The following is a 19,078-nucleotide window of genomic DNA, read 5'->3' as shown; positions in this document are numbered from 1 at the left end:
GCATAGCGGATGGCGGTTTTTTTTCGTCCCGGGTTGCCAAATTAACAGCTTTACGTCGGCATCGCCCGGGGTAAGGTTTATACTCTCGCCCTGACTTTTGCACTCTGGCTGGAGCGTCATGCGGATCATTCACACTTCTGACTGGCACCTGGGTCAGTCGTTTTTCACCAAAAACCGCGCCCGGGAGCATCGCGCCTTCCTGCAATGGCTGGTGGCGCAGGTGGCAGAGCGGGATATCGACGCGGTGATCGTGGCCGGCGATATCTTTGATACCGGCACCCCGCCCAGCTATGCCCGCGAACTGTTCAACCGTTTCGTGGTGGCGTTGCAGCCGACCGGTTGCCAGCTGATCATACTGGCGGGCAATCATGACGCGGTGGCGACATTGAACGAATCCCGGGCGCTGCTGGCCTGCATGCATACCCGGGTTATCGCCGGCGGCGGGTTCGGCGCCCGGGACGATGACGACAACGCCGACGGCGACCGCGAAGACAGCGGCGGGCAACCGGTTTTTGTACTTAACGATCGTAGTGGAAAGCCGGGGGCGATACTGTGCGCCATCCCCTTTTTACGCCCGCGGGATGTGCTGACCAGCCGCGCCGGAGAATCGGGGGATGATAAACAGCGGGCGCTGATGGACGCCATCGCCGCACATTACCAGGCGCTATATGACCGGGCGCTGGCCCTGCGCGCCCGGTTGCCCGGCCGGCTGCCGATTATCGCCACCGGACACCTGACCACGGTGGGCGCCGCCACCACCGATTCGGTACGCGATATTTATATCGGCAGCCTGGACGCGTTTCCCGCCCAGCTGTTTCCTCCGGCGGATTATATCGCCCTCGGCCATATCCACCGCCCGCAGTGCGTGGGCGGACAGCAGCATATCCGCTATTGCGGTTCGCCCATCGCCTTGAGTTTTGATGAGACCGGGCAGCCCAAGCAGATCAATATAGTCAGTTTCGACGCCGGGGGCGTGGCGGACATTTCCCCGGTTTTGATCCCGGAAACCCAGGCCCTGCGCCTGATAAAAGGCGACCTGGCGGACATCGAGGCGCAGTTGCGCTCGTTTAGCGATTACCCGGGGCCCACGCCCGTCTGGCTGGATATCGAGGTGGTGACAGACGCCTGGCTGAATGATATCCAGCAGCGTATCCAGCAGTTGGCGGCCGATTTGCCGGTGGAAATCGTGCTGTTGCGCCGTAACCGCGAGCAGCGGCTGTCGGCACTGGCGCGCCGGCAACGGGAAACGCTGGTCGAACTGAGCGCCGGGGACGTGTTTGAGCGGCGCCTGGCGCTGATCCCCTCCCCCGCGCCGGAGAACCTGGACGCCATACGCTTGCTCTATCGCCAGGTAACGGCGGACGTACAGCAAGGCGCCGCGGCGGAAAACCCGCCGGCGCCGGATGCCGCAACCAAAGGAGACGCCCGGTGAAAATCCTGACGCTGCGGCTGAAAAACATCAATGCGCTCAGGGGCGAGTGGAAAATTGATTTTACCGCCGACCCCTTCGACCGCGCCAGCCTGTTTGCCATTACCGGTCCCACCGGCGCCGGCAAGACCACTATTCTTGACGCCATCTGCCTGGCGCTGTATCACCGCACGCCCCGCCTGGACGCGTTGCCCGGCCAGGAATTGATGACCCGGCTGACCGCCGAATCGCTGGCGGAAGTCGAGTTTTCGGTCAAGGGCGTGGGCTATCGCGCCTTCTGGAGCCAGCGCCGGGCGAAAAACAGCCCGCAGGGCAAACTGCAAAACGCCAGGGTCGAACTGGCGCGTTTGGCCGACGGCGCCATCCTGGCGGATAAAATCAGCGATAAGCTGCGCCTGACCACCGAACTGACCGGCCTGGATTTCGCGCGTTTTACCAAATCGGTGCTGCTGGCGCAGGGGGATTTCGCCGCATTTTTAAACGCCGATGCGAAAAATCGCGCCGAACTGCTGGAGGAACTGACCGGCACCGATATCTACGGCCGCATTTCCGCTGAAATTTTCGAACGCCATAAAACGGTGCGCGGGGAACTGGAGGCACTGCGTACGCGCGCCGCCGCCATCGAACTATTGAGCGAACCCCAACTGCGGGAACTTGACGCCGAGCTGGATAGCCTGCGCCTGGAGCAGGCCCGGCTGAACGCCGAACAATCGCAGTCGCAACGGCATCACGCCTGGCTGGAGCGGCAGCGCCAGTTGACCGGCGCCCTGGCGCAGGCGCAGGCCCAGCGCCAGGCCGCGCAGGCGGCGGCGCAGGAAGCACAGGCGCCGCTGGCGCGACTGGCGCGCGGCGAACCGGCGGAATCCCTGCGCCCCCTGCTCGACGATCGGCAACGCAGCGCCGTGGACCTGGAACGGGCTGAGCAGGAGCTCGCCCGCGCGTGCGCGCTGGAGCTGCAAAGTCAGCAGGCGCTACAACCGCTGCGGGAGCAGGCGGATACCGCCCGGCGGCGCTGGGAGCAGCACGCCCGGCATCAGTTGGCGCAACAGCAGTTGATAAACGACCATCTCGTGCCGCTGGACCAGAAAATCGCCGGGCTGGAACAACAGGCCGCGCAACAGGAGGAACAGCGGTTAGCCCAAACGGAACAGCAGCGGAAACGACAGGCGCTGCAGGCGCTGAAACAACAACAACATCAGGAGGCCGGGCAACAGGCGCAGCTTGTCGCCCGCTATCTGCTTGAGCATGCCGCCTGCCGGCAATGGGGCGGGCAGCTCCCCCTCTGGCGCGAGCTGTTTGCCCGCCGCCGGCGCGAACAGCGCGACATCGACGAACTGGCCCGGCAAGGCGCGCAAATCACGCAGGAACTTGAACAACTCGATATTGCGCGCCAGAAGGAACTCAGCGCGTCGCAGGCCTGCCGGCAACGGGTAATGACCTTCACGGCGCAGTTGGCGGAACGTCAGGGCCTGCACGATGAGCAGGAATCCCGGTTCCCGTTGGCCGCGCTGCGCGCCGACTGGCAGCACAGCCAGCAGCAGCGCGGCCGGCGCGCCCTGATGTCGTCCCTGCTGCCGCAAATGGAGCGTGTAAGCCGCGATCTGGCGGCCAACCGCACGCGGGAAGATCAACTGCGACGCGACTGCGACGATATTACCGCCGCGCTGGCGGCGCTGCGGCGCGCCGAGGCGGATAAGTCCGCCCTGCTGGACGAAATGACCGCGCGCCATCGCCTGGAAATGCATATCGTCTCGCTCGGGGAACTGCGCGGAGCGTTGCGACCGGGGGATCCCTGCCCCCTATGCGGCGCCACCGAGCATCCCGGCATCGCCCTATACCAGGACCTGCAGCCGCAACACACCGATCGGCGGCGGCAGGAACTGCTGCCGGAGGTGGAGCGGCTCAAGGCCGAAGTGGTGGCGGCGTTTACCCGTCTCGAGATGCTGCAGCAGGAGCAGCGCCAGGCGACGGCGCAACAGGTACGCCTGCAAGAGGAACTGGCGTTGCTGGACGACGCCTGGCGACAGGCCGCCGCCGGGCTGGATCTGGCGCCCGGCGAACACGCCGCCGCCTGGCTGGCTGAGCAGGACGCGCATGAGCAGGCATTGGCCCGGCAGTTGGAGGCGCGTGAACAGGACAACCAGGGGCTGCAGGCGGCCCGCGACGCCCTTGCCCAGGCCGACGGCGAATGGCAACGGCTCGACGCCCGTCTGGCGCTGAATGCCCAGCAGAAGGATGCGGTGACCCAACGTCTGCGGCAAACGCAGCAGCGCCGTCAGGAACAACAGCAACGGATGGACGAACTGGCGGCGCAAAGCAGCGAGGCTCTCGCCCAACTGGGACTGACCCTGCCGGCGGATTCCGCGGTTGACGCCTGGCTGGCCGAACGCCAGGAGGAGTGGCGGCAGTGGCAGTACCAGCAAGAGCGCGAACAGACGCTGAAAAACGACCTTATCGCGCTGGAAGGCGAACTGCGCGGCCACCGGGAAGCCCAGGCCGAACTGGCGCAACAGTTGGCCGACCTCGCGCAGCGGCAGCAGACAACCGGCAACGCGCTGCGCCTGGCGCGTGAAGAACGCCGCAAACTGGCCGGCGATGACAGCGTGGCGCAGCTCAACGCCCAACTGAGCACACGGGCCGGGGAAGTGGAGCGGGACCGGCGGCAGTCCGAACTCAGTGTACAGCAGGCGCAGGAAAAGCTGCATCTGCTGGCCGGTGAAATCCGCTCGCAGCGGCGGCGGCTTGAGGAACTGACTCAACAAGCGCAGCAGGCGGCGACGGCGCTGCGGCAGGCGCTGGCAAACAGCCCGTACGCCGGGCTGGCCGAGCTGCAGGCGGCCCTGTTGCCCGGGCAGGAGCGGGACCGGCTGCGTGAGCTGCGCGAGAAAATAAAGGAAGAGCGGCAGCGCGCGGAGGTGATGTGGCAGCAGGCGGAGCTGGCGCTGCGGCAACACCATGACGATCGTCCCGCCACCCTAGACGAGGCTGCCGACTCTGCCGCCGTGGAGCGAACGTTGGCCGATATTAAGGCATTATTATGGGAGCTGGCGCGGCGGCAAGGCCAGCTACAGCAGCAACTGGCAAGCCACCGCCAGCGCCAGCGCGATCAGCAGAGCCTGATGGCGGAAATCAGCGCGGGCGAAGGCCGCTACGCCGACTGGAGCTATCTCAACGAGCTGATTGGCTCCAAAGAGGGCGACAAGTTCCGTAAGTTCGCCCAGGGTCTGACGCTTGAGCACCTGATTTATCTGGCGAACCAGCAGTTGTCCCGCCTGCACGGCCGCTATCAGCTGCAGCGCAAAACCGAGGCGGAGCTGGAGCTTGAAGTGGTGGATACCTGGCAGGCGGATGCCGTGCGCGACACCCGCACCCTTTCCGGGGGCGAAAGCTTTCTGGTGAGCCTGGCGCTGGCGCTGGCCCTGTCGGACCTGGTCAGCCACAAAACCCAGATTGATTCGCTGTTTCTCGACGAGGGCTTCGGCACGCTGGACGCCCAAACGCTGGATATTGCCCTGGATGCGCTCGATTCGCTTAACGCCACCGGCAAGATGATAGGCGTCATCAGCCATGTGGACGCCATGAAGGAACGCATCCCGGTGCAAATCAAAGTGAAAAAGATCAACGGTCTGGGCATCAGCAGGCTGGAGGCGCGTTATGCGGTGCGCCCGGAATAACGCGGCGCCGGCGGAATTCATCGAACAAGGCGTAGAACATCGCTTCGGTGTCGACAAAATCATGAAAACCGAAGCGGCGCGCCTTACTGCCGTCGGCAAACATATCGTAATCCCAGGAGAACACGAAATCGGCGAACGGCCAGCCCGACACCGCCTGATAATCCGGTGCGGATAAACGGTGCCGGCGGGTTAATTCCCGCCAGAGTTCCGTTTTATCCGCCATGACTTCCTTTAGCGGCATGGGCAATGGCGGCGCCAGATCCAATTCAAAATAGCCGGCAATTTTCGGCCACAGCTCACTCCAGCGGAACAGATCGCCGTTATTGATGTTAAACGCCTGGTTGCCCGCACGGGGCTCGGTGGCGGCCCAGAGCGTGGCCCTCGCCAGCAGCCCCGCATCGGTCATTTCCATCAGCGCGTGGTAAGCGCCCGGTTTGCCGGGAAAACGCAGCGGCAACCCCAGCGCCTTGCAGATGGAGGCATAGACGGCAATGCTCATGGCCAGGTTCATCGGATTGCCCAGGGAAAAACCGCCCACCACCCCCGGCCGGATGGCGGACCAGGTCCAGCGTTTATTGCGCTGGCGTTGCTCCAGCCAGGTTTGTTGCGCCACGTTGAATTCCGGCGGCATATGTCCCGCATCGGTTTCCCGCGCCGGTGTCTTAAACGGCCCCAGGTGCGCGCCATAGACTTTATAGCCCTGCATCAGGCTGACATGCTCCAGTTTCCCGGCAACCGGCTCGATTGCCTCAACGACGTTTTTCAGCATCATCATATTGGGAACAACCAGTCCCGCCCAGTCGGACGCATCCTGGTAGGCGGCGTAGAAAATATGGGTAATGCCGGTCAGCGGGCGCAGCGCCCGGCCCGTCGCCTGCGCGTCCAGCAAATCCACCGCCAGGTAGCTGACGCCGGGCCGGTCGCGGCCGCCGCGGCGCGACAGGCCGATAACCTGCCACCGCCGGGATTCCAGTTCCGCGACGAGCCGGCCGCCGATAACGCCGTTGGCGCCCACCACCAGGGCAATCCGATTATTTTGCATGTGTTTTCTCCGCTGAAAAAAGACGATGCGTCACTATAATTGATAAGCAAAAAAGTGATAATAGGACCATAACCACTATCAGTTATAAGTAAAACTAATAAACGGAACACCATGGATAAACTCACCGCGATGCATACCTTCGCGCGCGTGGCCGAGCTGGGCAGCCTGTCCGCGGCAGCGCGCGATCTGGGCCTGACGCAGCCCGCCGTAAGCCAGCAGGTGGCCGCCCTGGAAAAACTGCTGGGCACATTATTGCTCTATCGCACTACCCGCTCCGTCACCCTGACGGAAAGCGGCAGCCGTTATTATCTGCAGGCCAGGCAGATCCTGGCGGCGGTAAATGAAACGGAAGAGACGCTGCGGGGGCTGAACCAGAGGCTGGAGGGTCATTTGCGCATCCATGCGCCGACGGGCCTCGGCCAGCAGTATATCGCCCGGCTGGCGCTTGATTTTCAGCAGCGCCATCCGGATATCGTTATCGAACTGCTGCTGGACGATCGGGTGGCGGATGTGATCAGCGAGGGAATTGATGTCGCGCTACGTCTCGGGGAACTGCGCACCGCCGGCACGGTGGCGCGCAGGCTCGGCACCCTGCAGCGCGTCCTGGCCGCGGCGCCCGGCTATCTTGCCAGGCAGGGCGCGCCGCAAACCCTGGCGGAATTAGCCGATCGTCCTTACATTCGCTACAGCGGCCGTGGCGACGGCGCCGGACTCACCCTGCTGGGCCCCAGGGGCGCGGAGATGTTGACCGTCCGGCCGGTGTTCCTGGCCAATAATACCTTTACGCTTATCCAGGCCATAGAAGCGGGACTCGGGATAGGCGGCGTCCAGTTACCGCTGATCCGCCGGCAGTTAACCGCCAAAACCCTCGTACGCGTATTGCCCGACTATTATTTTCCGCCGATGGCGGTACATGCGGTGTATCCCGCCGCGCGCTTTATTCCCGGCAAGGTCCGGGCCTGGGTGGAGTATCTTGCCGCCGCCCTGGCGGACATTCTGTAGACGCCGCGGCCAGGTTGATTTTTGCCGATTTTAGCGCCGGGATGCGCTATCATGCGCGCTGCGTTTGATTAACCCGCACGCTTACCGACGTGCCGGATCAGGGATCTCACTTTATGTTTTGGTTTAAAAATATCATGATTTACCGCCTGAACCGCGATATTACGCTGTCGGCGCAAGAGATGGAAAAACAGTTGGCGGCCTCATCATTTACCCCCTGCGGCAGCCAGGATATGGCCAAGTCGGGTTGGGTATCTCCGCTGGGCGACAAAAGCGACGCGTTAACCCATGCCGTTAATGACCAGATATTGATTTGCGTGCGCAAAGAAGAAAAAATCCTGCCGTCTTCCGTGGTCAAGCAAGAGCTGAACGGCAAGATCGATAAGCTGGAAACCGAGCAAAGCCGTAAGCTGCGCAAAACGGAAAAAGACGCGCTGAAGGATGAGGTGTTATTCAGCCTGATGCCGCGCGCGTTCAGCCGCTTCAGCCAGACGTTCATCTGGCTGGACACCGTCAAAGGCCTGGTGATTGTCGACGCCGCCAGCGCCAAGAAAGCCGAGGATGCCCTGGCGCTGTTGCGTAAATCCCTCGGCTCGCTGCCGGTGGTGCCCCTGACACTGGAAAACCCCATTGAGCTGACCCTGACGCAGTGGGTGCGCGGCGGTGAACCGCCGGCCGGATTCCTGGTGCAGGACGAGGCCGAACTCAAGGCGCTGCTGGAGGACGGTGGCATCATTCGCTGTAAAAAGCAGGATTTGGCCAGCGACGAAATTGCCGCCCATATCGAGGCCGGCAAGGTGGTGACCAAACTGGCGCTGGACTGGCGGGAACGGGTGCAGTTTATCCTGGCCGACGACGCCACAATCAAGCGCCTTAAGTTTTCCGATACCTTACGCGAACAGAACGACGATATCGATCGCGAGGATTTTGCCCAGCGTTTTGACGCGGATTTTATCCTGATGACCGGCGAACTGGCGACGCTTATTGAAGAATTGACCGTTGCCCTGGGCGGCGAAGCCCAGCGCTGAAAAAGGTTGCTGGCGGGAGTGACGAGGCCAGGATCAGACGGGTAACAACACCGTGAAGCCGTGCTGTTTTTAGCGGGGCCGCGCCCGGACACGCAGCGATGGCGCCCATCCGTGCGCGCCATTGTGCGGTCCAACGCCTGTGGCCTTGGACCAGGACCACTACGCTACCGGCGGATGAGTCCATGACGCGTTATGCTTTCCGTTCTCCCTGCCCGGCGACTTATGCGCCGGTTTGCCGGCATTGCGGGGCAAACCATAGCCTGCCCGCGGTTTTGCCCCATTATTTGCTCATATATTTACATAAATACGCGCTGGCTTCCGCCACCTGGACAATAAATTCACTTTGCGCCGGAACAAAGAATTTTTCGCCGGGCATAAAGACCTGCCAATCGTGGGAGCCCGGTAACAATGCCCGCAACGCGCCGTTAATGACGGTCATTTCCTCGGGCTGTGCCGTGGTGAATGTGTATTCGCCGGTTTCCATCACCCCCACGCTGGCGCGGCCGATGCTGGCGGAATCAAAACCAATGGACTTTACCTTCCCGGCAAAATACTCATTTACATTCAGCATAGATCCATTCCTTTCGATAATATTTTCAGTACTTCATAGTAAAAGCACGATCGTTGATTTGTCACGCCTTATTACCGGGAAATGCCGGCCGGCGTGCAAAAAAATACCCGCGGATAAGCGCGGCGGATTCACCGGCGAGAAAAAAGAAAATAACCGTCTTAGGGGAAGATAATTAGCCGGACCGGGAAGCAGTGTTCCGATCCGGCTGGCAGGGAATTCAGGTCTTGTCTTCGCCCTGGTAGCGCGCTTTCGCGTCCAGCGCCTCGTGTTCGGAATCATGCTCGCTGATAAGCGTGTCGGGCTTGGGATGATCGGCCCGCAGCTCAAACACCGTCTTGGTTTTACCCGGCGGCCCCTTCTCTTTTTTAACGATATGGGCTTCGCGGGGATAAGGGGGTTTACTCGCCATAATCACTTCCTTATTTTATGATTTGGTCGGGTAAGTATAGGTCAATCCCCGGGGTTGCGCATGGCGCCGCGTTATCCGGCGGCGCAGGGGTGGAGCTGCTGCAATATCGCCGACACCACGGCTTCCGGGGAAGAGGACGCATCCAGCACATGGTGGGCCGCATCCTGGTATAACGCTTCCCGGGCCAGCAGGATTTCAGCGATCTCCTCGGCAATCGGCCGCCCGGTCAGGCTTGGCCGCTGGTCTTCCTCGGGAAACGCCTCCAGGCGCCGCGCCAGGACCTCAGGCCGGGCATGGAGGTAAATGACCGTGCCGTTCGCCCGCATAAACCGGCGATTGGCCTCCGCCAGCACAATGCCGCCGCCGGTGGCGATCACTTTGCGCCCGCCGGCAATCGCGCGCAGGATAGCGCTTTCCCTTGCCCGGAATCCCGCCCAGCCCTCGCTCTTGACGATCTGCGCCACGCTGCGGCCGGTGGTGCTCAGCAACAGCTGGTCGGTATCCATAAACTCAAATCCCAACACCCCGGCCAGCGCGAGGCCAACCGTGGTTTTACCGCATCCCCTAGCGCCAACCAAATAAATGGGCTGTGTCATTAACCGCATATCCTTTTATCCAACGACTTTTTCAGTCCAGCTGCGCATCATAGCATTGACTTCGCACGCGCACTAACCGGCGAACGGCCTTTGGGCGAAAAGTCGCGGGCCGGGCATGCGACGCCCCGCGGCCGCCGCATGCCAGCTTATTACATACCATATTAATTACAGGATTGTCCCTTACGTCGGCCGGAACCGGCAAAAAAAGACCGGCGATCGCGCCCGCGCAACGGACAGTTTTTCAGGAAGGCCCTCCCAGACGGGCACGCCCGGGCCGGCGGCCTCGGTTAGCTTTCCGGCTCCACCACTTCCGCCACGATGCGTTTCGCCTGCTGCAGCGTCAGTTTCTCCCTCATCTTGATAAGCAAGGTACCCGTGGTGCGCATACGACCGGTGCCGACCACCGCCACCAGTTCATCGTTGAGGGCATACAGCGCCACAAAATCATCGTTATCGGGCGAGCCGGTCATGTCGATGGTATCCCATTTCCCGGCATGGCCAAGATACTCATAGCGCACGCCATAATGCTGGGTCCAGAAAAACGGTACGGAATCATAGATCTCATCCTGACCCGCCATCACGCTTGCGGCCACGCGGCCATGCTGCTGGGCCACACGCCAATGTTCAATGCGCGTGGGTTTGCCGTTAAGCGGAAACGTGGCGATATCGCCGATGGCAAAAATATCCTGGCCCGCCGACATGGAGGCGTCCACATTAAGGCTACCGTCTTTATTCAGCGGCAGATCGTCAATAAACCCGGTCGCCGGCGCCACACCGGTGGCCAGTAGCACCAAATCGGCCTCGATGCGCGTACCGTCTTTCAACACTACCGCCTCCACCTGACGCTCGCCGGTAAACTCCGCGGGCAGGCCTTCGACAAATTTCACGCCTTTCTGCTCGTGACGCCGCCGGAAGAAACTCGCCAGCTCTTTGCCGAACTGTTTCTCGAACGGCAGCGGATGCTCGGCTATCACCGTCACATCCACATCCTGCTTACGGAACGCCGCGGCGACTTCCATGCCGATAAAGCTGTTGCCGATAATCACCAGGCGTTTTTCCTTCTCGACGGTGTCTACCAGCACGGCGGCCTGCTCCCAGCTTCGCAGGACCTGGATGCCGAACAGCGCCTTGCCGGGCAAATCGGGGCGCTGCGGGATGCCGCCGGTGGCCAGCAACAGCTGGCGATAAGGAATCATCGTGCCGTCTTCCAGCCGCAGCTGATGCTTGGCGGCGCTCAGTTTTTCGACGTTGCCGTTAATACGCTCGATTTTTTGCTGTTGATAAAAATCATCGTCCAGGAGCGACGGCACCTCGTCGATATCCATATCTCCCTGCGGAACAAATTTGGACAAGGTGGTGCGATCGTAAGGCGCCTGTTTTTCACGTTCGATAACCACCAGGCGACCGTGATAACCCTTTTCGCGCAGCGCCTTAATGGCGGCGCTACCGCCGGCGCCGACGCCCAGGACCACCAGCGCATCCTGGGTCGTCACCTTATCCAGCGGCCCCGCGCCCGGTTCCGCCTGCGGGTCGACCCAGAGCTTGCCCTGTTCAATTTTGACCGGATAACGCTTTAAATCGCGCAGGGAGGGAGGTTCGCACAGCGCGCCTTCCTCAATGGTGAATACCGACTTATGCCAGGGGCATATAATCTTGCCTTCGCAAAGCGCGCCTTTTTCCAGCGGAGCGCCGGAATGGGGACAGGTGGCTTCGAGGGCGAAAACCCGATCTCCTTTTTTTATCAACAGAATATCGGTATCGCCCAGGCTGATTTTTTTGGGTGCCAATTCCGGCAATGCGGTTAACGACATCACTTCTTGATAGGCCACGATAGGCTCCTTCTTGTTAAAGACCATACAGTCTGGAGTGCTATGATTAAGCCTAGCAGCTAAACGCCGGCTGTGAAGTCCGGCGAAGGGAGATGATGAAGCGGGTAAGCGCAGCGCCGCCGGCTAGTCGCTATTGAAGAGATCGCGCAGCCAGGCAATGATTTTTTTCAGCGCCCGGCCCAGGGCGCCGATATCACCGCCACCGTTTTGCCGCGCCATGCCGGCCAAGATGCCTCCACCGGCGGCGGGTTCTTTCATCATGGTTAATCCTTCCTTTACCTATAAAGGGAATGAGAATTATCCTGTAACCTTTATTTCCAGCAAGGCGGTTGAGGATAATCATTCTTATTATTTGTTCACGCGCCGGTAATAATGAAAAAGGATTAAAACGTAATTTGATTAAGAATACTTTCAAAAAAAGCCGACAGACCGTGCCAGGCGGACTGTCGGCTTACAGATAATAGATAATTATTCCGGATATAGTTATTTACCCGTTACTTCATTCAGCCGTAAGCGTATTTTTTCACCGGGCTGATGCAAGGTTAAGGAGATGATAAGCGAAATAACCAGCAGCACCAGGATCAGTTGGAAGGTGACGATAAATCCCCCGAACAGCGAGGCCACGATTGAGCCGATAATACTGCCGATGCCGAAGCCCAGGTAAATCACGCCATAGTTTTTGGTCAGATTGTTCAGGCCGAAGAAATCACTGACCAGCGACGGGTATACCGTAATGGTGCCGCCGAAGCTGAAGGCCACGCAGGCAATCGCCATAAAAAACAAGACCGGGCTGAGATGCACAAACAATAACAGCGCCATGCCGAGCAGTGAAATTCCCTGCGCCAGCGAGACGACCTGCATACGCGACATCCGGTCCGACAGCACGCCGAGCACCAGGCGTCCGCCCAGGTTGGCCGCTGCGATAATCGTCACGGCATTGGCCGCAACCGCCGGGGTTAAATGCACCAGATTCTCGCCAATATCTTTCGCTACGCCGATCACATACAGCCCGCTCATGCAGGCGGTTAAAAACATCAGGGCCAATAACCAGTATTGCGGGATGCGTACGCACTGCGCCAGGGAAAAATCGCGTGTTGCCCGGGTCTTGTTCACGCTTTGTTGCGGCGCATCCTTCATTAATAAGGCACCGGCGATGACCAGCAACATGGCAATCAGTCCCCAAAGCATAAAGGTGGTTTCCAGGCTGTATTGGGCCAGCAGGCGGCTGTTGATATATTTAAATCCCAGGCTGCCCAAACCATAAGCGCCGATGGCGCAGGCGGAAATCACCCCTTTACGCTCCGGAAACCATTTTACGCAATTGGATAACGTCATCAGATAACCGATGCCGTCGGCAAACCCCACCAGCAGACCGGCGGAAAGCCACAACATCGTCAGGTTGCCGGCATACGCGGTCAGGCAAAACCCCGCGCCCAGCAAAACACCAGCGCCCAGCGTAACGTTACGCACGCCAAAGCGGTCCTGAAACCTGCCGGCCACCGACGACGCCAGCGCCAGCGCCAGGCTGAGCAGTCCGAACGCAAACGCCACCTGGCTGACAGGCTGATGCAGCTTATCGGCCAACGGACCGTTGAACAGGCTCCAGGTATAAACCGACCCCAGGGCGAACTGGGTCATAATGGTCCCGAACAATGTAAGCCACCGCAGGTGGGTCGCATATTGCGTATTCATATTCTGCCTCGCATTAACAATTCTTTTAGAATCGATGCCCGTAAAACGGGTTAACTGGCTTTACTATAAAGGCGCGGTTAACGAGACGGTCTAAATGCGGCATGAGATACCGTTAATAAGGAATGAAATGCACGCCTTGGGGTATGAACGGCATAATTACATGTTACGGCGGTGGCAAGCAGGGCAATATTGCTGTTTATCGGTTGCGAAAAATAGGCAATTATTAAACGCCATGGGCAATAACGATCCTTTAATTAACACATTTTACTCTATGGTAAATTTAACCCTGGAACGGCAACCCAAAAAAATAATAATATTATTCGCCGGCGCGCGCCGGCGGTATGGCGGGCGGCTATTCCTCCCCTCATTCGCTCTCCGGCGTTTGGTAATGATAATAGTTGACGCCAATACGGATAATATCGCGCCCCTGCGATTTGCGGTGCCGGTTACTGTCGCGCAGCGAATAAATGCACCCGCAGTACTCCTGCTGGTAAAACTGCTCGCGCTTGCTGATATCGATCATGCGCGCCGCCCCGCCCTGCTTGCGCCAGTTGTAATCCCAATAGCGCATGCCGGGGTAGTGGCTGGCGGCGCGCTGGCCGCAGTTATTGATCTGCTGCATATTCTTCCAGCGGGAAATGCCCAGCGAACTGGAGATGACGCTAAAACCCTGTTCATAGGCATACAGCGCGGTGCGTTCAAAACGCATATCAAAACACATGGTGCAGCGGATCCCGCGCTCCGGTTCCCGCTCCATACCCTTCGCCCGGGCGAACCAGTTGTCGGTATCATAATCGGCATCGATGAAGGGCACCTGGTGCTGGTCGGCAAAGCGGATATTTTCTTCCTTGCGGATCAGGTATTCACGCTGGGGATGGATATTGGGATTGTAAAAAAAGAGGGTGTAGTCGATACCGGAAGCGCTAAGCGCTTCCATCACTTCCCCCGAGCAGGGCGCGCAGCAGGAATGCAGCAGCAGTTTGTCGGCGCCCTGCGGCAGTTTCAGTAGCGGTCGGATGAAGTCGGCCATGGGCGCTTTCTCTAAGGTCAGATAAAGAGTCTGGCTGGCCAATATAGCACATATCCCGGGCGGGTTGGCGGCGCGGGGTTTAACAAGGAGTATCAAATAGTTATTAACCGCCGGTCTGTCGACCACAAAAAAAACGCGGCCGGCCCGGCACACTTTCCCGGCATCCCCCCGCCCGGTGTGTGGACTGGTAACACATTTCTAAAAACCTTTACGCATGGCGCCTTTATGATTCGCCAATATGAGACTAGATTTAAAGAAAGCGCAGCCCGTTGCGCATGTGAACAAGGTTATAGGGTCATTACCATGCAATCAGAAGAGCAACGTATTATCGAGGGCCTTTTTCAGCGTCTGAAACAGGCGGAGCAGAAAGCCGGCCCCCGCGACGCCGAAGCGGATCGGCAAATCCAGGAATTTATCCGCCAGCAGCCCGCAGCCCCTTATTATATGGCGCAGTCGATATTGATCCAGGAAGCCGCGCTTAAGCGCCTGCACCAGCAGGTACAGCAGCTGGAATCCGAGCTTACCGCCTTGAAAAACGCGCCGCAGCCAAGCCAGGGAGGATTTCTCAGCAACCTGTTTGGCGGCGGAGCGGCCCGGAACGCCCGTGCGCAGCAGCCCGCCCCCGCCTGGAATAACCAGCAGCAGCCACCGGCTCCCGGCTATGGCGGCCAGGCCGCGCCGCCGCCCGGATACAACGGTTATGCTCAGGGATATAACCAGCCGCAGGCGGCGCCGCGCGGAGGGGGCTTTCTGGCCGGCGCGCTGCAAACCGCCGCCGGGGTCGCCGGCGGTGTGGTGCTGGGCAACATGCTTACCGGCATGTTCCATAACAGCCAGCCGCAGGAGATAGTCAATGTTATCGATCAGCCCCTGGATGCCGCCACCGATCCCCTGACCAACCAGGATTTCTCCAGCGACAATCTCGATACCTTCAATGATGTCTCTGGCAACCCTTTCCCTGGCGCCAGCGGCACTGATGATACGTTCGCCAATAATGATTATGGCAACGATACCAATGCCGATAACGGTTTCGGCGCGGACAACGGCTTCGGTACAGATGACGGTTTTGGCACGGATGACAGCTTCGGCGTGGACGATGGCTTCAGCGACGACGATGATTTTGTCTGATCGCCGCCGACCGCGGGGAAGAGGCCGGCTGTAGCCTGGCCGATAAGCAGGGTGGCCGGGTCGCCGCGTTACGTTCCCTGCCCGGCATACCCGCGTTCAGGGTATGCGCATCGTTGTCAGCAGTCTGGGCCCACGCTTAGCGTGGGCTTCTTTATTGACAACGCGCAATCAAGACCGACATGGCATCGTACCGCGCTGGTAATCAACACTCACGCCGGTTATTTATGTTCATGCCACGGCAAATTATTCCGCCATATAAATTCTTGGAAAAAAAACCTCCAGCGCCTACACTAACTTTATCTATTTATATTTAGCCCCTGAAAAATAATTCTAATTATTGAAACCATACTCTTTGGCTATTCTATTTCTTTCGGCCTGTCTCGTGTCAGTAATTTTACTTTATCGCAGGGATAGCAATCATAAGTGGATTTTATTTATTTAAATATATAATGCCGGATATTTACGCGCGCATTAGATGTTATTTGGTCGAGCGCACCGGCAGCCGGACGGGTCGTGAATTAAGCCAGAACACAGGGTCAAATATTTTCGCCTGGCGCACGAACCCTCTTTACCCTATCTCTGAAAGGACCGGTAATGATGCGCAAAACAACTGTAGCGATGCGATTTACCAGTGATGCTTTAGCTTTATTTATTACTATAACAAGACAATTTGAATTAAAAATAATAAATAAATTTAATATAATAATGATGGCCGCTATATGGTTTTTTTTTACCGCTCCGGGCAACACCTGGGCGGCGTGTACCCCCCCGCCGACGAATGGCAAAACCACCACCTGTACCAACTTGTCGGTACAAACCGACACCGTCGGCAACGGCCCGGGGATGAATGATGTGAATCTTCTGGTGCTGCCTGCCGCCAGGATTGAAACCGGTACAGTCACCGCCATCACGTTTGACACGGGCGCCACGATTGCCATTCAGGCACGCGCGACGGTGCAAAACGACACGGATGGCCTATCCGGCGCCGGTGCGTGGGGGCTGGGTCACAATACCATTGAGTTTAACAATAATAACAACTTAAACGTAGAAACCGGCGCCCAGGTCTTGGGCCTCGGGACGTCACCCACAAATGACGCAATTACTGTCATGGGCAGCGGAAATAGCATTACCAACCGCGGTTTAATTCAAGGCGCGGGCAGATCGGCAATCTGGTTTGCATCCGCCGATCCCGACATCGGCAGCAATGTTATTGACAACTACGGTACCCTCAGAGCCATGGACCCGGCAAATACGGTTATCGGCAGCTCCGGCACCGCGGTGTCCTTGACCAACCATACCGGCGGGGTAATTATCGGCAATATCGCCTTCGGTCCCGGTAATGACCGTTTAACCCTTGAAGGAGGATCGACGCTTACAGGTAATATCAGCGGCGGTGAAGGCGCCAATGCCCTGGTGCTCAATAGCGTGGCCGGATCGCCGCCCGCCGCGGATCTGCTGTCGGGCGATATCACCGATTTTCAAACCCTGACCAAAAATGGCGATGGGGAGTGGCGGTTAACGGGCAATATTAAAAACACCGGGTCTGCGGCGCCGTTAATAGTCAATGTTAATAACGGCATATTGACTCTCACCGGCGAAAACACCTACACCGGCGATACCGTTATTCACGGCGCAACGTTAGTCGCCGGAGGCGCTAATGCCTTCAGCAGCCGGTCGGCCTATACCGTCGCCCCGGCCGGGACGATGAATTTACAGGGTTTTAACCAAACTATCGCCAGCATGAACAATGCGGGTACCATTAACCTTAACGGTGATGGCGGAACCGTACTTAACGTGACGGGTGATTATGCCGGCAATAACGGTCGTCTTAATTTTAATGCCCGGTTATCTGATGATGCGACAAAGACTGAAAGACTGATTATCGGCGGTAATACGTCCGGCACGACCCTGGTCAGCGTCAATAATGCCGGCGGCGGCGGCGGCGCCACCGTGGACGGTATTGAACTGATCTCGGTCAACGGCGTCTCGGACGGTGAATTCTTGCAATCAGGCCGTATTGTGGCGGGCGCCTATGATTATACCCTGACGCGCGGCGCCGGAACTGATGCCGCGAACTGGTATTTGCATAGCTCGGTCGAGGATCCGAATCCGGGGCCCGGCCCATCGCCAGAACCCGTCCCCACCCCAGAACCGGGACGGGTTGAACGTCCGGAGGCAGGGAGCTATACCGCCAATCTGGCCGCCGCCAATACCCTATTCGCCACCCGTTTGGATAATCGTCAGGGCATGGCTCACTATACCGACGCGCTGACGGGCGAGGACAAGTCCACCAGTCTGTGGCTAATCAATGAAGGCGGTCATAACCGTTCCCGTGATGACGGCGGCCAGCTCAGGACCCAGAGCAATCGTTATGTACTGCAACTGGGCGGCGATATCGGCCAGTGGAGCAGCAGCAGCCTCGATAGTATTCGATTAGGTGTTATGGCCGGCTACGGCAATGCTAAAAGTAATACCGGGTCACGCGTATCCGGCTACAGTGCAAACAGTGCTGTCGACGGGTATAGCCTGGGTATCTACGCGACCTGGTACGCCAATGCGATGGACAAAACGGGTTTATATATCGACGGCTGGACACAATATGGCTGGTTTAACAATAGGGTGTCGGGCCAGGATTTAAACGATGAAGAGTATAAGTCCAAAGGAGCCAGCGCCTCGCTTGAAAGCGGTTATACCGTTAAGGTTGGCGAAAACGCCGCTAAAAACACCACCTATTATGTCCAGCCCCAGGCCCAGGCCATCTGGATGGGCGTCAAAGCCGACGATCATACCGAAGCCAACGGCACCAGGGTATCGGGAGAAGGTGACGGCAATATCCAGACCCGTTTGGGCGTTAAAGCCTATATGCACACTTACAGTGAGCGGGACAACGACAAGGATCGGGCCTTTCAGCCCTATGTCGAGGCTAACTGGATCCACAATTCGGATGATTTTGGCGTCAGCATGGATGGGATAACAGTCAGCCAAGACGGCGCGGCCAATATCGCAGAACTTAAGCTCGGGGTGGAAGGACAAATTAACCGCAATGTTAATCTTTGGGGCAACGTTGCACAACAGGTTGGCAATAAAGGCTACAGCGACACCACCGGCATAGTGGGCGTGAAATACCGGTTCTGACACGAAACCCGGCTCAAGATAAGCACGATATGCCCGCCAACCCCGATCTCAACGCAGTCGTGTCAAAGGGAGACCGTGCCAATGGGGCCGAATCGGGCGTGCTTTTCCCGCCCGACCGAGGCCCCATGGCGCGGTAGGCCCGCTAACACAAATCCTGCAACGAACGTGTCAAAGGGAGAGCGTGCCGATGGGGTTGAATCGGGCGTGGTTTTCCCGCCCGACCGAGGCCCCATGGCGCGGTAGGCCCGCTAACACAAATCCTGCAACGAGCGTGTCAAAGGGAGACCGTGCCGATGGGGTCGAATCGGGCGTGCTTTTCCCGCCCGACCGAGGCCCCATGGCGCGGTAGGCCCGCTAACACAAATCCTGCAACGAGCGTGTCAAAGGGAGAGCGTGCCGATGGGGTCGAATCGGGCGTGCTTTTCCCGCCCGACCGAGGCCCCATGGCACGGTATGCCCGCCAACCCCGATCTCAATGCAGGCGTGTCAAAGGGAGAGCGTGCCAATGGGGCCGAA

The 19,078-nt window shown here is 58.9% G+C and carries 15 protein-coding genes; 6 read left to right on the top strand and 9 right to left on the bottom strand.

What is annotated here, in order from left to right; genetic code table 11:
* The first annotated feature begins 118 nt into the window (after positions 1-118).
* Together sbcD and ACL2XQ_RS04950 are read left to right on the top strand one after the other, a co-directional pair.
* Entirely contained in the window at positions 119-1,432 is a 1,314-nt protein-coding gene (sbcD, locus tag ACL2XQ_RS04955; RefSeq protein WP_413722243.1) for an exonuclease subunit SbcD, read from the top strand.
* Positions 1,429-5,103 (top strand): AAA family ATPase, encoded by a 3,675-nt coding sequence (locus ACL2XQ_RS04950; RefSeq protein ID WP_413740108.1) that lies wholly within the window; start codon positions 1,429-1,431, stop codon positions 5,101-5,103. The genes sbcD and ACL2XQ_RS04950 overlap by 4 nt, the downstream gene beginning before the upstream one ends.
* Here the strand turns inward: ACL2XQ_RS04950 and ACL2XQ_RS04945 are convergent.
* A complete protein-coding gene (locus ACL2XQ_RS04945; protein WP_413727076.1) occupies positions 5,063-6,145 on the bottom strand; it encodes an SDR family oxidoreductase in 1,083 nt (360 codons plus the stop codon). The two genes, ACL2XQ_RS04950 and ACL2XQ_RS04945, sit on opposite strands and share 41 nt — an antisense overlap.
* 111 nt (positions 6,146-6,256) lie before the next feature.
* Between ACL2XQ_RS04945 and ACL2XQ_RS04940 the strand changes: the two genes are divergently transcribed.
* Both ACL2XQ_RS04940 and rdgC read left to right on the top strand, forming a co-directional pair.
* Positions 6,257-7,147 (top strand): LysR substrate-binding domain-containing protein, encoded by an 891-nt coding sequence (locus ACL2XQ_RS04940; protein ID WP_413727077.1) that lies wholly within the window; start codon positions 6,257-6,259, stop codon positions 7,145-7,147.
* A 113-nt stretch (positions 7,148-7,260) separates the two neighbouring features.
* On the top strand, positions 7,261-8,172 hold the full coding sequence (gene rdgC, locus ACL2XQ_RS04935) for a recombination-associated protein RdgC (RefSeq protein ID WP_413722239.1): 912 nt from the start codon (positions 7,261-7,263) through the stop codon (positions 8,170-8,172).
* A gap of 280 nt (positions 8,173-8,452) precedes the next feature.
* Here the strand turns inward: rdgC and ppnP are convergent, their stop codons facing one another.
* From ppnP to ACL2XQ_RS04900, 7 genes are all read right to left on the bottom strand, one after another.
* Positions 8,453-8,743, bottom strand: a complete 291-nt coding sequence (ppnP, locus tag ACL2XQ_RS04930; protein ID WP_410016228.1) for a pyrimidine/purine nucleoside phosphorylase — start codon at positions 8,741-8,743, stop codon at positions 8,453-8,455.
* Positions 8,744-8,960: 217 nt separating this feature from the next.
* Positions 8,961-9,152 (bottom strand): hypothetical protein, encoded by a 192-nt coding sequence (locus tag ACL2XQ_RS04925; protein WP_410016229.1) that lies wholly within the window; start codon positions 9,150-9,152, stop codon positions 8,961-8,963.
* 71 nt (positions 9,153-9,223) lie between these two features.
* Positions 9,224-9,748: a shikimate kinase AroL gene (gene aroL, locus ACL2XQ_RS04920; RefSeq protein ID WP_410016230.1), complete on the bottom strand. Its 525-nt coding sequence runs from the start codon at positions 9,746-9,748 to the stop codon at positions 9,224-9,226.
* A gap of 287 nt (positions 9,749-10,035) precedes the next feature.
* Positions 10,036-11,577: an FAD-dependent oxidoreductase gene (locus ACL2XQ_RS04915; protein WP_410016231.1), complete on the bottom strand. Its 1,542-nt coding sequence runs from the start codon at positions 11,575-11,577 to the stop codon at positions 10,036-10,038.
* A gap of 123 nt (positions 11,578-11,700) precedes the next feature.
* Positions 11,701-11,838 carry a hypothetical protein gene (locus ACL2XQ_RS04910; protein WP_413727078.1) on the bottom strand — a complete coding sequence of 46 codons (138 nt, stop codon included), beginning with the start codon at positions 11,836-11,838 and terminating at the stop codon, positions 11,701-11,703.
* Between the two features lie 222 nt (positions 11,839-12,060).
* The gene (locus ACL2XQ_RS04905) at positions 12,061-13,269 is read right to left on the bottom strand and encodes an OFA family MFS transporter (protein ID WP_413740107.1); all 1,209 of its coding nucleotides are present in this window, start codon (positions 13,267-13,269) and stop codon (positions 12,061-12,063) included.
* A 364-nt stretch (positions 13,270-13,633) separates the two neighbouring features.
* A complete protein-coding gene (locus tag ACL2XQ_RS04900; RefSeq protein ID WP_410016234.1) occupies positions 13,634-14,299 on the bottom strand; it encodes an epoxyqueuosine reductase QueH in 666 nt (221 codons plus the stop codon).
* A 303-nt stretch (positions 14,300-14,602) separates the two neighbouring features.
* On the opposite strand from ACL2XQ_RS04900, the gene ACL2XQ_RS04895 reads away from it, so the two are divergent.
* Positions 14,603-15,427, top strand: a complete 825-nt coding sequence (locus ACL2XQ_RS04895) for a DUF2076 domain-containing protein (RefSeq protein WP_410016235.1) — start codon at positions 14,603-14,605, stop codon at positions 15,425-15,427.
* Positions 15,428-15,963: 536 nt separating this feature from the next.
* On the opposite strand, the gene ACL2XQ_RS04890 is transcribed toward ACL2XQ_RS04895, so the two are convergent.
* Positions 15,964-16,365 (bottom strand): hypothetical protein, encoded by a 402-nt coding sequence (locus tag ACL2XQ_RS04890; protein ID WP_413740106.1) that lies wholly within the window; start codon positions 16,363-16,365, stop codon positions 15,964-15,966.
* 298 nt (positions 16,366-16,663) lie between these two features.
* On the opposite strand from ACL2XQ_RS04890, the gene ACL2XQ_RS04885 reads away from it, so the two are divergent.
* Positions 16,664-18,562 carry an autotransporter outer membrane beta-barrel domain-containing protein gene (locus ACL2XQ_RS04885; protein ID WP_413740105.1) on the top strand — a complete coding sequence of 633 codons (1,899 nt, stop codon included), beginning with the start codon at positions 16,664-16,666 and terminating at the stop codon, positions 18,560-18,562.
* Positions 18,563-19,078 lie beyond the last annotated feature (516 nt).

Source organism: Sodalis sp. RH14, assembly GCF_047324285.1.
Lineage (GTDB): Bacteria > Pseudomonadota > Gammaproteobacteria > Enterobacterales > Enterobacteriaceae > Acerihabitans.
The sequence above is the reverse complement of the archived record's forward strand: the minus strand, read 5'-3'. Positions and strand labels throughout refer to the sequence as shown.

Coding starts and splice junctions, on each gene's coding strand:
- rdgC (WP_413722239.1), top strand. CDS start 7,261: ATGTTTTGGTTTAAAAATATCATGATTTACCGCCTGAACCGCGATATT.
- ACL2XQ_RS04890 (WP_413740106.1), bottom strand. CDS start 16,365: ATGGCAATCGTGGCGCCCGTGTCAAACGTGATGGCGGTGACTGTACCG.
- sbcD (WP_413722243.1), top strand. CDS start 119: ATGCGGATCATTCACACTTCTGACTGGCACCTGGGTCAGTCGTTTTTC.
- ACL2XQ_RS04900 (WP_410016234.1), bottom strand. CDS start 14,299: ATGGCCGACTTCATCCGACCGCTACTGAAACTGCCGCAGGGCGCCGAC.
- ppnP (WP_410016228.1), bottom strand. CDS start 8,743: ATGCTGAATGTAAATGAGTATTTTGCCGGGAAGGTAAAGTCCATTGGT.
- ACL2XQ_RS04925 (WP_410016229.1), bottom strand. CDS start 9,152: ATGGCGAGTAAACCCCCTTATCCCCGCGAAGCCCATATCGTTAAAAAA.
- ACL2XQ_RS04885 (WP_413740105.1), top strand. CDS start 16,664: ATGGACCCGGCAAATACGGTTATCGGCAGCTCCGGCACCGCGGTGTCC.
- aroL (WP_410016230.1), bottom strand. CDS start 9,748: ATGACACAGCCCATTTATTTGGTTGGCGCTAGGGGATGCGGTAAAACC.
- ACL2XQ_RS04940 (WP_413727077.1), top strand. CDS start 6,257: ATGGATAAACTCACCGCGATGCATACCTTCGCGCGCGTGGCCGAGCTG.
- ACL2XQ_RS04895 (WP_410016235.1), top strand. CDS start 14,603: ATGCAATCAGAAGAGCAACGTATTATCGAGGGCCTTTTTCAGCGTCTG.
- ACL2XQ_RS04945 (WP_413727076.1), bottom strand. CDS start 6,145: ATGCAAAATAATCGGATTGCCCTGGTGGTGGGCGCCAACGGCGTTATC.
- ACL2XQ_RS04905 (WP_413740107.1), bottom strand. CDS start 13,269: ATGAATACGCAATATGCGACCCACCTGCGGTGGCTTACATTGTTCGGG.
- ACL2XQ_RS04910 (WP_413727078.1), bottom strand. CDS start 11,838: ATGATGAAAGAACCCGCCGCCGGTGGAGGCATCTTGGCCGGCATGGCG.